The sequence below is a fragment of the uncultured Plantibacter sp. genome, assembly GCF_963518075.1.
Classification (GTDB): domain Bacteria; phylum Actinomycetota; class Actinomycetes; order Actinomycetales; family Microbacteriaceae; genus Plantibacter; species Plantibacter flavus_A.
The window spans coordinates 622,838-636,453 of the sequence record NZ_CAUQHZ010000001.1; the positions used below are offsets into that span (position 1 = coordinate 622,838).

Below are 13,616 nucleotides of genomic sequence, written 5' to 3' on the forward strand. Positions count from 1 at the left end.
CGGCGGTCAGACCAGGAGCGGCTGCAGCTGGCGCGAGCCGTCGATCAAGAGGTCGAGGAGCGCGGCGGGGCGCTCGATCCGCTCACTCGGTGCCGAGAGCGACAGCCCCGCGACGAGACCGCCGCGGTCGTCCCGGATCGGGACCACGAGGCAACCGTGACCTGGCGTCACCTCACCCACCTGTCGTGCGTACCCGAGTCGTTCGACGTCGTGGATCAAGGGCTCGGCGTCTCGGAACGGCCGCTGGACGAGTCCTGACCAGTCGTATCCACCGTGAGCGAGCTCGTGCAGGAGCAGACGCCCGATCGCGGAGGTGTCGAGGCGCCTGACGATCCGCTGCTCGTCACTCAACGGGAAGTCGGGATCCGCATCCGCGATCCTGATGCGTTCGCCCTCGTACCGCACGAGGTGCACCCCGCCTCGCACGCTCGACCGCAATCGTCCGATCACCTCGCGCGCAGCGAGCGGGGGTGGTGCCGGAGCGACGAGGTGGGCGAGCTCGACGACCTTCCGCCCGAGTGCGAATCCGCGCAGGTCGGGCATACGGACGAGGTACTCGTCCTGGACGAGGAGGTTGAGGAGTCGGTACGTGGTCGCCCTCGGCATGTCGAGTCCGGCCGAGACCTCCTGCGCCGTCACACCTGCACCGCATCGCGCGACCTCTTCGAGCACCGTGAGCGCGCTGTGCACGGCCTTCGGCTGTCGGGCGCGGAGCTCGCCCGCGCCGCTCACCGGTGCTCCGCGGACGGTCCGCCGAGCACGTCGGCGCTCACCGTCTCGTCGTAGACCCCCACGGTCGAACTCAGCCACGGTCGGCGTCGATGCCGGATCGCCCAGATCGAGATGCCGAGCGCCATCGTGACGAGGAACACCCAGACGCCGACGCCCCGCTCGCCGGCGCTCTCGACGACCAGGTAGACGACGAGCGCGACGGACAGCAACACCCCGGCCACCACCGCTCGCAGGAGCGGCCAGAGCGTCAGTTCTCCGATCCGCCAGAGGAAGGCCGGGGCTGCGATGCAGACGAGGACGTAGGCGGTGATGTACCCGGCCGCGGCCACGACGATGAGGACCTGCATCGCCGCCCAGGCTCCTCCGGTCAGCACGAGCGCGAGCACCGAGACGGGCGTGACGATCGCCAGAGCCGCGATGATCGCCACATGGGGCGTACGGAACCGGCCGTGCGTGGTCCCGAGGCGCGACGGGAGGACGCCCTCTCGACCCATCGAGAACACGACCCGCGAGAACGCCGTGATGGAGGCGATCGCACAGGCGAGGAACGACGCCGCGACGGACAGGTCGAGCAGCAGCCCCATCCATTCGACGCCGAAGGCCAGCGCCAGATCGTTGATGGGCGTCCGCGTCGCGGTGATGTCCTCCCCCAACGCCGCGAAGCCCGCCAGCTGACTGTATGAGGTGATGAGGAAGAGGAGACCCGCACCGACGACGGTCCAGACCAGGGACCGGGGGATGCTCGCGAACGGCCGACGGGCTTCGACGCCGAGCGTCGAGGAGCTCTCGAATCCGACGAAGGCGGTGACGGCGAGGACCGATCCGACCGCGAGGTGCTCCGGGGAGGCGTCCAGCCCGAGCACGGCCCAATCGGGCGTCGGTCCGAGCTGCGACAGGAGCACGCCCACGAGGATGAGGATGGTCGCGACCGAGGCGCTCTCCACGATCAGGGTCACCCGGGTGGACAGATGGATCCCGCGGACGAGCACGACGACGCAGACGACGGCCATGCACACGAGGAGTGCGGACACGACACCCGTCGAACTCGGCATGCCGGGCCAGAACCGGTGCAGCAGGATCGACAGGTAGTACCCGGCACCGGCCAGGGCGAACATGGCGATGAAGCCGTACCCGATGAGCAGCGCGACGCCCGTGACGAAGGCTGCACCCGTTCCGAGCCCTTTGGAGACGAAGGTGTACAGCGAGCCGGTGGCGGCGATGCGCTTCGCGAACACGTTCACGGTGGTGGCGACGAGCAACGACAGCAGCATCGCGATGGCGAGCGACCACATGGTCGCCCCGCCCGCGGTCACGGTGACGATCAACGGGATCGTCGTCGCAGCGGCGGACGGCGCCACCGCCGAGACGGACTGGGCGAACACGTCGATGAACCCGACACTGCGCCGCTGGAGGCCGTCGACCGGTGACCGGGACTCGAGACCACGGACGCTCGGAGGATTGCTGATCGCGCGTTCCAGAGCCGTCACGTCCCTCACCTCCTCCTCGTCGTTCAGGCTAGGCGCGTCCCGTTGCACCGGCGTGGCGGGCGTGTTTCGGCTTCATGACCGTCAAATGAGACAGCGGTTTCGACCGGTCTCATTCGGTGCCGAGCAGGTGTTACGGCGACGAGACGAGGCGGCAACAGGAGACCGGGATGCTGGCCTCGTCCCGATACCGCCGCATTGCTCGAGGAGTGTCCATGACCGTCACGAAAGGTCCGGCCACCGATGCCGGACAGCCCACCCGGTCCCTGAAGGGATCGCTCGGCGTCACCGCCATCGTCTTCATGGTCGTCGCCGCGGCGTCGCCGTTGACCGTCGTCGGTGGAGCCGCACCGCTCGGCATCCTGCTCGGCAACGGGGTCGGCTTCCCGAGCATGTATGTCGTGTCCGCGGTGATCCTCCTGCTGTTCGCCGTCGGACTCTCGGCCATGACCCGGCATGTGCCCAAGCCGGGTGCCTTCTTCACCTTCGTCGGATACGGGCTCGGCAAACCGGCCGGCCTCGCGTCGGCGTTCCTCGCCCTCCTGACCTACACGACCATCCAGGTGTCGGTGTACGGCTACATCGGCTACCTGTTGAGCGTGACCTTCGCCGGTCTCGGCGCTCCGGAGATCCCCTGGTACCTCTACTCGCTCGCGTCGATCGCCGTGGTCGGTCTGCTCGGCTACCGCCACATCGACCTCAGCTCGAAGGTCCTCGGCGTCCTGCTCGTGGCGGAGGTCGGGATCGTCCTCGTCCTCGCCGGGGCGGTCATCGTGACCGGCGGTGCCGACGGGCTGTCGGCCGAGCCGTTCGTGCCAGAGCAGGTGTTCTCCGGGTCGCCCGGTGTCGGACTGATGTTCGCGATCGCTGCGTTCATCGGGTTCGAGGCGACCGCGATCTTCCGCGACGAGGCGAAGGACCCGTCCCGCACGATCCCACGGGCGACCTACATCGCGGTCATCGGGATCGGCCTGTTCTACACCCTGGCCTCCTGGGCGCTCGTCATGGCCTGGGGCCCGGACGACGTCCTCGCCGTGGCCGGTGAGGATCCCGGCGCGATGATCCTCCGCACCACCCTGCTCTACCTCGGCCCGGTGGGAGAGCTCGTCATCAACGTCCTCCTCATCACGAGCATGTTCGCCTGCGTCCTCTCCTTCCACAACGTCATCACCCGGTACCAGCACACGATGTCGAACGCCGGCGTCCTGCCGGGCCGGCTCGGCGGCGTCCACCCCAGGCACCTCTCGCCGCACACCTCGTCGCTCGTCCAAAGCGCCACCGCGGCGATCCTGATCGTCGTCTTCGCCGTGCTCGGTCTCGACCCCGTCCTGCAGGTGTTCACGTGGTTCGCCGGCGTCGCGACCCTCGCGATCGCGATCCTGATGGCGGTCACGAGCCTCGCGGTGATCGTGTACTTCGCCCGCACGAAGCAGGATCGGCGGGTGTGGAACACGGTCGTCGCACCCGGCCTCGGGTTCATCGGACTCGTCGGTTCGGCCGTCGTGATCGTCGTCTACTTCCCGATGCTCGTCGGAGACGTGGATGCGGGCGGCAACCCCGTGTTCGGAACCGTGAGCGCCGTCCTCCTCGCCCTCATCGTGGTCTGCCCCGTCGTCGGCCTCGTGCAGGCCGCGTACCTGCGTCGTCGTCGCCCGGCCGCCTACGCCGACGTCATGGACGCCATCGGCGGTTGACCATCCGACCCTTCCCCTCGCATTCCGAGACCAGCCGCATCACCGAACCAGGAGCCTCACGATGACCATCACCGACCCCACCACCCTGCGCAGCACCGGCGGCGACACGCCCGTCCAGCACCCGCTCGCCAGCCTGTCCGCGCCGGAGTTCGACCGCATCCGCGACATCGTCACCGGCTTCGACGACTTCACCGAGACGACCCGGTTCGCCTACGTCGGCCTCGAGGAGCCCCACAAGCGGGCGGTGCTCGCCTGGCAGGCCGGCGACGGTCCCCTGCCGGAACGCCTCGCCCGCGTGATGCTGCTCGACATGGCCACGGGTCGATCGACGGACAACGTGGTGTCCATCGACAGCGGGTCCCTGCTCAGCACGGTCGTCCTGGACGGTTCCCGCGGCCAGCTGCCGATCCTCATCGAGGAGTTCGACGCCATCGCGGAGATCGTGGCGGAGGACGAGGGGTGGGTCGCCGCCCTCGCCGCCCGTGGCTGCACGGTCGACGAGGTGAAGGTCGTCCCGCTGTCGGCCGGCTTCTACGACTATCCCGAGGAGGTCGGGCGTCGGATCGTCCGGGTCCTCGCGTTCCGCCAGGACTACCCGGCCGACCACCCGTGGGCCCACCCCGTCGACGGACTGAGCGCCTATGTCGACACCGCGGCACGACGGATCACCCGCCTGATCGACGCGACAGCCCTGGCGATTCCGGCGGAGCCCGGGAACTTCGACGACCCGGCGGTCCAGGGCGCTCCGCTCTCCTCGCTCAAGCCGATCGTCATCACCCAGCCGGAGGGTCCGAGCTTCCAGGTCGACGGCGAGTTCGTCGAGTGGGGCAACTGGCGGTTCCAGGTCGGGTTCGACGTCCGTGAGGGCCTCGTCCTCCGTCAGCTCTCGTTCGACGATGCCGGCGAGGAACGACCGATCATCTACCGGGCGTCGATCAACGAGATGCTGGTGCCCTACGGCGACCCCTCCCCCGTGCGCTTCTGGCAGAACTACTTCGACACCGGCGAGTACCTGTTCGGCCGGTTCACGAACTCCTTGGCGCTCGGGTGCGACTGTGTGGGCGAGATCAAGTACTTCGACGCGGTGCTCGCCGATGAACTCGGCAACCCGTTCACGATCGAGAACGGGATCTGCATGCACGAGGAGGACTTCGGCACCCTCTGGAAGCACTCAGACCTGTACACCGGCTCCAACGAGGTCCGGCGGTCGCGTCGGCTGGTCATCTCCTTCTTCACGACCGTCGGCAACTACGACTACGGGTTCTACTGGTACCTGTACCTCGACGGCACCATCGAGTGCGAGTCGAAGCTGACGGGCATCCTCTTCACCTCCGCGTACCCCGGGCTCGACGCGGAGGGCGCCGACTACCCGTACGCCTCGGAGGTCGCGCCCGGGCTCGGTGGGCCGTACCACCAGCACCTCTTCTCGGCCCGACTGGACATGATGGTCGACGGTCTGTCGAACGCGGTCGAGGAGGTGGACGCGGTCCGGGTGCCGATCGGGCCGGGGAACGAGCACGGCAACGCCTTCACGAAGCGGGTCACGCGGCTCAGCACGGAAGCGGGGTCCGGACGCGTGGCGGACGGCTCGGCCGCTCGAGCCTGGCACATCGTCAACACGGAGAAGACGAACCGGATGGGACGCCCGACGGGGTACGTGCTGTACCCGCAGGAGTCGCCGACGCTCATGGCCGACGCGTCGTCGTCGATCGCCAAGCGGGCGGAGTTCGCGACGAAGCACCTCTTCGTCACGAAGTACGACCCGGCTGAACGATACGCGGCGGGCGACTTCGTCCACCAGAACCCGGGTGGCGACGGGATCACGCGGTTCATCGAGGGCGACGAGTCGATCGACGGCGAGGACATCGTGCTCTGGCACACCTTCGGACCGACGCACTTCCCCCGTCCGGAGGACTGGCCGGTCATGCCGATGGACTACGCCCGGTTCACGCTCAAGCCCTACGGCTTCTTCGGCAAGAACCCGACCCTGAACGTCCCGCCGAACGAAGCGGTCGGGCACTGTTCGCACGACACCGGCGCCGCGCACGTGGGACACGGCGGTCACGACCAGGGTGCCGAGGAGCACTGTGGCCACGGGCACTAGGTCGCGGCGATGAGCGAGGTCCTCCACCTCGGGGCGCTCGTCCCGGCCGCCGTCGGCGCCTGTTGCACCGTCGGCGGCCGACGCGGACCCCTCGACCTCGTGGCCGCGATCGTCATGCTCGCGGCGATGCTCGACCTGGCGACCGGTGCCGGGATGCTGCATCCGTTGCTCTGGGCGGTCGTCCTGATCGTCCTCGCCGTCGCCTCGGCGGTCCGGCTTCGGTCCGTCGCCGGGCTGCCGGCTCCGGTCGAGAACGCTGTGGCGCTCGCCGTCACACACCACCGTGCGGCGATGACCGTGCACACCTCAGGCGGTCTCGTCATCATGGCGGCGCTCGTGTGCACCATGGCGGGTCATGCCACCGGGAGTACATATGCCGGATCGGGCATGCACCCGACAGGACATCAGATCGGAATGGGCGCCCTCCCCGCCGTGCTCCTCGCGGCCGGCATGGCGGTGTTCACGGCCCTGTCCATGCGGCTCGCGGTCGAGACGGCTCGCCGGCGCGAGCGGGTCGTGGTCATCGAGGTGGTGAGCATGACGGTCTCCGTCGTCGCCATGGGGCTCGCCGTGGCGCTGTGACCTGGGCGGCGGCGTCGATCTACTCGGCGTCGTCGCCCTCCCACGGCGGCCGGGCGACCTTGCCGGACATCCGCCATACCGCTCGGGTCAACTCGGGGTGCACGCGGGCGATCTCACGGAGCACCTCGTACTCCAAGTGGTCCGCGTTGTCGCGGTGGTCCTGGGCGTCGTCGAGCGACGAGTACCCGGCGAGCCGCGCCATAGCGTGCTGGGCGGCCAGACCCCGGGCGTGCAGCGCGTCGTCCCGGAGGACGGCGACGACGAGCTCGTCGACCGTCGGCATCGAGGGCAGGAAGTCCCAGGGGTCCTCGCCGTCGCGGGCGCGGTGCTCGATGATGACCTCGCGCTCGAGCTGTGCGTCGCGGCGCAACCTGGGGAGGTCGACGGCCTGCAGATCCACGTACCCTCCTCGCTCCGGCGCACCCGCGGCGCGCACTCGGGTATCAAGGGTACGCCCGGTATCGGAGGACCGTGCCGTCAAGGCGCAGCTCCCTCGCGGTCGAGGCTGGTACCGCGGGACCACCGATGTCGTCCGATCGGCGGATGTCGGTGCCGTTTCAGGTCCATCCTCGTGCGGATGTGATCAGGGGCGTCGCTCCATAGCGTGGAGTGGGGCGGATGGCGCCCACTCCGCGACCGAGAGGCCCGTCCTTCCATGTCATTCCTCACGAGGCTCAGCCTCGCCAATCGACTGATCGTCGGCCTCATCACTGCGGCGATCGTGGCCTTCGGACTCTTCGCGGTCGGTTCCCTGAAGCAGGAGCTGCTGCCGTCCGTGCAGCAGCCGGGTGCCGTCGTTGCCGCGACCTACCCCGGCGCCTCGCCGTCGTCGGTGGAGCGCGAGGTCACGAAGCCCGTCGAGCAGGCGGTGCAGGGGGTCAAGGGCGTCACCGGCGTCACCTCGACGTCGGTCAGCGGTTCCACGTCCGTGCAGGTGAGCTGGGACTTCGGGCAGGACGACGAGAAGATCGTCGGTGACATCCGCAGCGCCCTCGCCGGCTTGAAGAGCACGCTTCCGAACGACACGACCACCGAGGTCTACGCCGGCGGGAGCGACGACATCCCCGTGCTGCAGCTCGCGGTCGCGTCCGAGGACGAGTCCGGTGAGTTCGCGGGCAGGGTCGAGACCACCGTGCTCCCCGAGCTCCGCGGCATCGCCGGTGTGCGCCAGGTCGATCTCGCGGGCGAGAACGCCACGCAGCTCGTCATCACGATGCGTCCGGCCGACCTCGCGGCCAAGAAGGTGACCGCGGAGGAGGTCATGGCGGCTGTCCAGGCGAGTGGTGTCATCACGGCTGCCGGGACGAGTGTCGACGCCGGCAAGGAGCTCTCGATCGAGGTCGGCTCGGCCGTCGGCTCGCTGGCCGAGGTGCAGGCGCTCCCCATCCAGCACGAGGACGGGCCCTTCGCGCTCTCCGCCGTCGCGGACGTGGAGCTCGTGCCCGCAGCCGAGACCTCCATCGCCCGGGCGGACGGTCTCCCGTCGCTGTCGCTCACGATCCTCAAGGACCCGTCGGCCAACGCCGTCCAACTCGCCCACACCATCCGTGACGCCCTCCCCGGGCTGGAGCAGGAGCTCGGCTCGGGTGCGGCCTTCACCGTCGTCTTCGACCAGTCGCCGATGGTCGAGCAGTCCATCCACGACCTCTCCGTCGAGGGCGGGCTCGGGCTGTTGTTCGCGATCATCGTGATCCTGGTGTTCCTGCTGTCGATCCGGTCCACGATCATCACGGCCGTGTCGATCCCGCTCTCGCTCCTCATCGCGATGATCGGTCTGTGGATCGGCGACTACTCGCTCAACATCTTCACGCTCGCGGCGCTGACCGTCGCCGTGGGGCGGGTGGTCGACGACTCCATCGTGGTGATCGAGAACATCAAGCGTCGGCACACCGGGCGGGCGATGACGACCACGAGCGTCGTCGAGGCGGTCCGCGAGGTCGCCGGGGCCGTGACCGCGTCGACGATCACGACCGTGGCCGTGTTCCTCCCGGTCGCCTTCGTCGGCGGGACGGTCGGCGAGCTGTTCCGACCGTTCGCCGTCACCGTGTCGGTCGCGCTCATCGCATCCCTCGTGGTCTCGCTCACGATCGTGCCGGTGCTCGCCTACTGGTTCATGCGAGGCTCCTCCGCCCCGGCTGTCGGCAAGGCCACCGACGATGCGGCCACCGAAGCGGCGTCCGTCGTCGAGGACGAGTCCGAGGCGTACTCGAAGCTCCAGCGCGCCTACCTGCCGGTCCTGCGCACCGCCCTGAAGCGTCCGTTCGTGACCCTGCTCGTGGCGGCGGTCGTGTTCGCGGGGACGATCGTCTCGGCGGGGTTCCTGAAGACCGAATACCTCGGCGACATCGGGGGCGAGAACACCGTCACGGTCACGCAGGAACTCCCGGAGGGGACAAGCCTCGACGTCACCAGCGACGCGGCCGCGGCCGTCGAAGCGGTCCTCGCGAAGACCGCCGGCGTCTCCGGATACCTGACCACCGTCGGTGGGAACGGCTCGAGTAACACGGCACAGATCAGCGTGACCGTCGGTGAGGAGAGTTCACGCGAGGGCGTCGCCGACACCATCCGGGACGCCGTGGCGAAGCTCGACGACGTCGGCGAGGTCACCGTCGGCGACGCCGGGGGCGGATTCACCGGTGGCGGAGGCGGCATGGAGGTCACGCTGCAGGGTGAGGACCCCGCGGCGCTCGCCACGGCGGCGGCCGCGGTACAGGACATGCTCGGCGGTACGGACGGCCTCCGCGATGCGACGAGCGACCTCGCCGACGAGCAGGGCCTGCTCAAGGTGAACGTCGACCGCGCCGCCGCCGCCCGGTACGGCTTCACGCAGGAACAGATCGGCCAGGCCATCGCCAGTGCGCTCCGCGGCACCCCGATGGGTTCGGTCATCCTCGAGGGAGCGTCTCGCGACATCATCGTCCGCTCGCAGCGGGTCGGCACGACGCCGGCCGAGATCGCCGCACTCCCCCTTCCCGTCAGTGCTTTGCAGCAGGCCGCGGCTCAGAAGGCCGCGACCGACGCCCTCACGGCCGAGCAGGACGAGGCCACCCAGCGCGCGAAGGACGAGGCGGCATCCCAGGCCGCGACCCAGCGCTCGGAACTCCAGGACGCCCGCTCGACCGCGGCCTCGCAGCTCGACGCCCTGCGGGCTCAGCTGAGTGCGTTGCAAGCGGCTCCCGTCGAGGTGCCGCCGGTCACGCCCACGACACCGGAGGAGGAGGCGGCACGACAGGCCTACGAGGCACGCGCCGCCCAACTCGCCGGACTGAGCGACGCCATCTCCCAACTCCAAGGCTCGATCACGACCATCGACGAGCAGCTGGAAGCGATGCGGGACGCCGAGAGCGAGGCCGCCGAACAGCAGGCGGAGGCAGACCGCCTCACCCAGGCGCAGAAGGACCTCGCCAACGTCAGCGCCGTCCCGATCCCGGTCAGCGCCGTCGCGCAGGTGGGCGAGGAACGTGCCGCAGCGGCGATCACGCGTATCGACGGCGTCCGGACCGTGACCGTGTCCGCGACGCCGACGGGTGACGACCTCAGCGCGACGACGCTCGCCGTCCGGGAGGGCCTCGACGGCCTGGACCTGCCGAGCGGGGTCACCGCCTCGGTCGGTGGTGTCGCCCAGGAGCAGGAGGAGTCGTTCGCGCAGCTCGGCCTCGCGATGCTCATCGCGATCGTGCTCGTCTTCATCGTCATGGTGGCGACGTTCCGGAGCCTCCTGCAGCCGCTCATCCTGCTGGTCTCCGTGCCCTTCGCGGCGACCGGCGCGATCGCGGCCCTGCTCATCACGGGGACCCCGCTCGGCATCCCGTCGATGATCGGCCTCCTCATGCTCATCGGCATCGTCGTCACGAACGCGATCGTCCTCATCGACCTGGTCAACTCGTACCGGGCTCGGGGCGACGGCATCGACGACGCGGTCCTGCACGGAGCTCGACTCCGCTTGCGGCCGATTATCATGACCGCCTGCGCGACCATCTTCGCGCTCGTGCCCATGTCGCTCGGACTCACCGGCGGTGGGGTGTTCATCTCGCAGTCGCTCGCGATCGTCGTGATCGGTGGCCTGGTGTCGTCGACGCTCCTGACGCTCATCCTCGTGCCCGTGCTGTACCTGCTCTTGGAGCGCCGGACCGAGCGCCGCCTGGAGAAGCGTGAGCGCACGGCGAAGGCCGCGCAGCGTGAGGTCGAGGAGCACGACGAGCAGACCGATGAGGACCTCGACGCGATCCTCACCACGGATCGCTGACGGCGGCTGCAGGGTGGGCGATCCGGCCCACCCCGCAGCTGGCACACTGGTGGGCGTGGACCAGCGACTGATCGACCTCCTCCGTTCCGACCTCGACGCGGCCGGGTACACGGTGGAACGGGTGCGCGGTCTCTGGGGTGAGACGGCCGAGGCCGCCCTGCACCGCTCGAACCGGGTCGTGGCGATCCGTTCGCTCGACGAACGCCGCCGGACGGCCGGCACTGAACCGATCGCGACGCTGGCGACGCTGTTCGTGCTCGGCGTCTCCGTGGGAGCCGATGACGCGGCGCGTGCACTGCCGTCGCTCGGCCTCGACGGCGCGGTGGCGCTCGGTCTCGTCGGCCTGAGCGACGACGGATCGGTCGCCCCGACCATAGACCTGCGTCCGTACGCCTGGGTCGACGCCAACGGGAGCGGTGCGTGGTGGATCGCCTCCGACCTCGGCGAGCTCGCGCTGGGTCACGAGCTCGGCGAAGAGCACGTCCTCGGCGTCGGCGGCGCGTCGATGACCCTGAGCGGCATCGTCCTGCCCGAGCGGATCGGAACGGCACTCGACCTCGGGACCGGGTGCGGCATCCAGGCGCTCCACCTGTCGCGGATCGCGGATCACGTGGTCGCGACGGACATCTCCGAGCGAGCACTCGAGCTCGCCGCACTCAACGCGCGCCTGAACGGCATCGACTCGATCGAATTCCGCCACGGCAGCATGTTCGAACCCGTCGCCGGCGAACGGTTCGACCGCATCGTCTCCAACCCGCCGTTCGTCATCACCCCGCGCGCCGAGGGCGTGCCGAGCTACGAATACCGCGACGGCGGTCTGGTCGGCGATGCGCTCGTGGAGTCGGTGTTCCTCGAGGCCGCCCGGCATCTGACGCCCGGCGGGGTCGCGCAGTTCCTCGGGAACTGGGAGTACCGAGACGGTGCCGACGGGCTCGACCGCGTGGCCGGATGGGTGGAGCGCAGTCCGGAACCGGTCGACGCCTGGGTCATCGAGCGCGAGGTGCAGGATCCGGCCGAATACGCGGAGACGTGGATCCGGGACGGTGGCACCCGCCTCGGGACGCCGGAGTTCGAGCGCCTCGCGGGAGCCTGGCTCGACGACTTCGCGGCTCGGGCTGTGACCGGCGTCGGCTTCGGTTATGTCCTGCTCCGTCGATCGGACCCGTCCACGCCGCTGCGCCGTTTCGAGCGGCTGCACGGGCAGGCGGGTTCGAACGCCGCCGGACTCGGTGCGCACCTCGCCGTGTGTCTCCTCGCACACGACTGGCAGGTCGCGCTCGACGACGAGCAGCTGCTCGGCGAACGCGTCATCCTCGCGGGCGACGTCACCGAGGAGCGCCACTACTGGCCCGGTGACGAGGATCCGACGGCGATGACCCTGCGGCAGGGTGGCGGCCTGGCCCGCTCGGTGGGAATCGACACGGGCCTGGCGGGGCTCGTCGGCGCCTGCGACGGCGAGTTGACCCTGGGAGCCATCATCGACGCGATCGCCCAGCTCGTCGAGGTCGATGCGGCGGAACTCCGCGCCGAACTCCTCCCCCGGGTCCGCGCACTGCTGGACGACGGCATCCTCCTACCGAGCTCCTGAGCCGTTCCGGGTCCCCGGCCCTACTCGTAGTGGAAGCGAGCCTGGGCGATGAGGACGCCGTCGTCCGTGAGGCGGTGCTCGCTGGAGTAGTCCACAGCGCCGACCGGGCGCCGGTTCGGGCGGTCTTCCAGGTGATGGCGATAGTCTGCCGTGTCGGACCGACCGACGCCGCCGACGAAAGCGACCACCCTCCATGCCGGAGAGCCCACTCTCAGCCAGCCCGTACGAGGTGCTCGGTGTGAGCACGACGGCGACGCAGGACGAGCTCCGGAGGGCCTACCGACGGCTCATGCGCGAGACCCACCCCGACCTCGGCGGGAGCGCGCGACAGTTCAACGCCGTCCAGCTCGCCTGGGAGCGCGTCGGAACCGAACAGGACCGGGCCGCCTACGACCGCGGGCGCAACGTGCCGTCCTCCGACGCGGGCGACGACGACGCTCCGACCTGGTCGGCGTCGAGCACGGGTCGGTCGGGTACGCAGCGCGCCGACTCGCGACCCCGCGCTCGCGCCTACGGGCACCCCGGCGGAGACTCGCGCGAGGCCTACCTCGGGCTCATCCGGGAGTGGGTCGGCCGTGGTGTCCCGCTCGACGACCCCTACGATCCGAAGCTCGTCCGTTCGGCTCCGCGCGAGATCCGGCACCAGTTGGCCAACGCGCTCGCCGAGGAGCAGACGGCGCGCACCGTGGCGACGCTCGGCATCGGATACACGGTCTGGCACGACGTCCTGGCGCCGGGCGAAGCGAAGCTCGACCATGTCGTCCTCGGCCCGACCGGCCTGTTCGCGGTCAAGTCGGAGGACTGGGGTGGGCCGGTCCGGGTGCACCGCGGCGAGGTCGTCGGGGAGACGCTCGATCCTCGCGAGGAGCCCGTCCGGTCGATCGTGCGCTCGGCCCGGACCGTCGCGAAGGCGGCCCGGGTGAAGTTCACGGCTTCCGTCATCGTCGTGCCGGACGGCGCCACCCCGGAGTCGGTGGAGTTCATCGGTCGCAAGCATCCGGTGACGGTGCTCGTCGAGCGCTCCCGCCTGGCCGACCTCCTCCGCACCGGTCTCCCGGGCGTCGACCGCATGGGTGGCAACCAGCTGTTCGACATCCGCACGCGCCTGCATCAGACCATCCGCTTCGTCGGCCTCTGACACGCGCCGTGACACGGCGCGGGAGGAATCCCCTCTCGCCCCACTCGG

At 69.8% G+C, this 13,616-nt stretch carries 10 protein-coding genes; 6 read left to right on the plus strand and 4 right to left on the minus strand.

Annotation, left to right across the window (positions count from 1 at the left end):
* Positions 1-6: 6 nt before the first annotated feature.
* Together RWN05_RS02990 and RWN05_RS02995 are read right to left on the minus strand one after the other, a co-directional pair.
* Positions 7-732 carry an IclR family transcriptional regulator gene (locus RWN05_RS02990; RefSeq protein WP_071262006.1) on the minus strand — a complete coding sequence of 242 codons (726 nt, stop codon included), beginning with the start codon at positions 730-732 and terminating at the stop codon, positions 7-9.
* Positions 729-2,219, minus strand: coding sequence for an APC family permease (locus tag RWN05_RS02995; RefSeq protein ID WP_314138415.1), 1,491 nt, complete (start codon positions 2,217-2,219; stop codon positions 729-731). Before RWN05_RS02995 ends, RWN05_RS02990 begins: the two co-directional genes overlap by 4 nt.
* A 212-nt stretch (positions 2,220-2,431) precedes the next feature.
* Between RWN05_RS02995 and RWN05_RS03000 the strand changes: the two genes are divergently transcribed.
* The 3 genes from RWN05_RS03000 (at position 2,432) to RWN05_RS03010 (ending at position 6,596) form a co-directional block, all read left to right on the plus strand.
* On the plus strand, positions 2,432-3,910 hold the full coding sequence (locus tag RWN05_RS03000; protein ID WP_079003754.1) for an APC family permease: 1,479 nt from the start codon (positions 2,432-2,434) through the stop codon (positions 3,908-3,910).
* Positions 3,911-3,971: 61 nt separating this feature from the next.
* Complete coding sequence (locus tag RWN05_RS03005) at positions 3,972-6,014, plus strand: primary-amine oxidase (RefSeq protein WP_314138417.1); 2,043 nt, start codon at positions 3,972-3,974, stop codon at positions 6,012-6,014.
* 9 nt (positions 6,015-6,023) lie between these two features.
* A complete protein-coding gene (locus RWN05_RS03010) occupies positions 6,024-6,596 on the plus strand; it encodes a hypothetical protein (protein ID WP_314138420.1) in 573 nt (190 codons plus the stop codon).
* Between the two features lie 19 nt (positions 6,597-6,615).
* Here the strand turns inward: RWN05_RS03010 and RWN05_RS03015 are convergent, their stop codons facing one another.
* Entirely contained in the window at positions 6,616-6,996 is a 381-nt protein-coding gene (locus RWN05_RS03015) for a hypothetical protein (RefSeq protein ID WP_064294055.1), read from the minus strand.
* A gap of 255 nt (positions 6,997-7,251) precedes the next feature.
* On the opposite strand from RWN05_RS03015, the gene RWN05_RS03020 reads away from it, so the two are divergent.
* Together RWN05_RS03020 and RWN05_RS03025 are read left to right on the plus strand one after the other, a co-directional pair.
* Positions 7,252-10,842 (plus strand): efflux RND transporter permease subunit, encoded by a 3,591-nt coding sequence (locus RWN05_RS03020; protein WP_314138430.1) that lies wholly within the window; start codon positions 7,252-7,254, stop codon positions 10,840-10,842.
* The gene (locus RWN05_RS03025) at positions 10,805-12,430 is read left to right on the plus strand and encodes a methyltransferase (protein WP_399542855.1); all 1,626 of its coding nucleotides are present in this window, start codon (positions 10,805-10,807) and stop codon (positions 12,428-12,430) included. The genes RWN05_RS03020 and RWN05_RS03025 overlap by 38 nt, the downstream gene beginning before the upstream one ends.
* Before the next feature lie 20 nt (positions 12,431-12,450).
* Here the strand turns inward: RWN05_RS03025 and RWN05_RS03030 are convergent, their stop codons facing one another.
* Positions 12,451-12,618 (minus strand): hypothetical protein, encoded by a 168-nt coding sequence (locus RWN05_RS03030; RefSeq protein WP_314138435.1) that lies wholly within the window; start codon positions 12,616-12,618, stop codon positions 12,451-12,453.
* A 5-nt stretch (positions 12,619-12,623) separates the two neighbouring features.
* Between RWN05_RS03030 and RWN05_RS03035 the strand changes: the two genes are divergently transcribed.
* On the plus strand, positions 12,624-13,568 hold the full coding sequence (locus tag RWN05_RS03035; protein ID WP_314138437.1) for a DnaJ domain-containing protein: 945 nt from the start codon (positions 12,624-12,626) through the stop codon (positions 13,566-13,568).
* Positions 13,569-13,616: the final 48 nt, after the last annotated feature.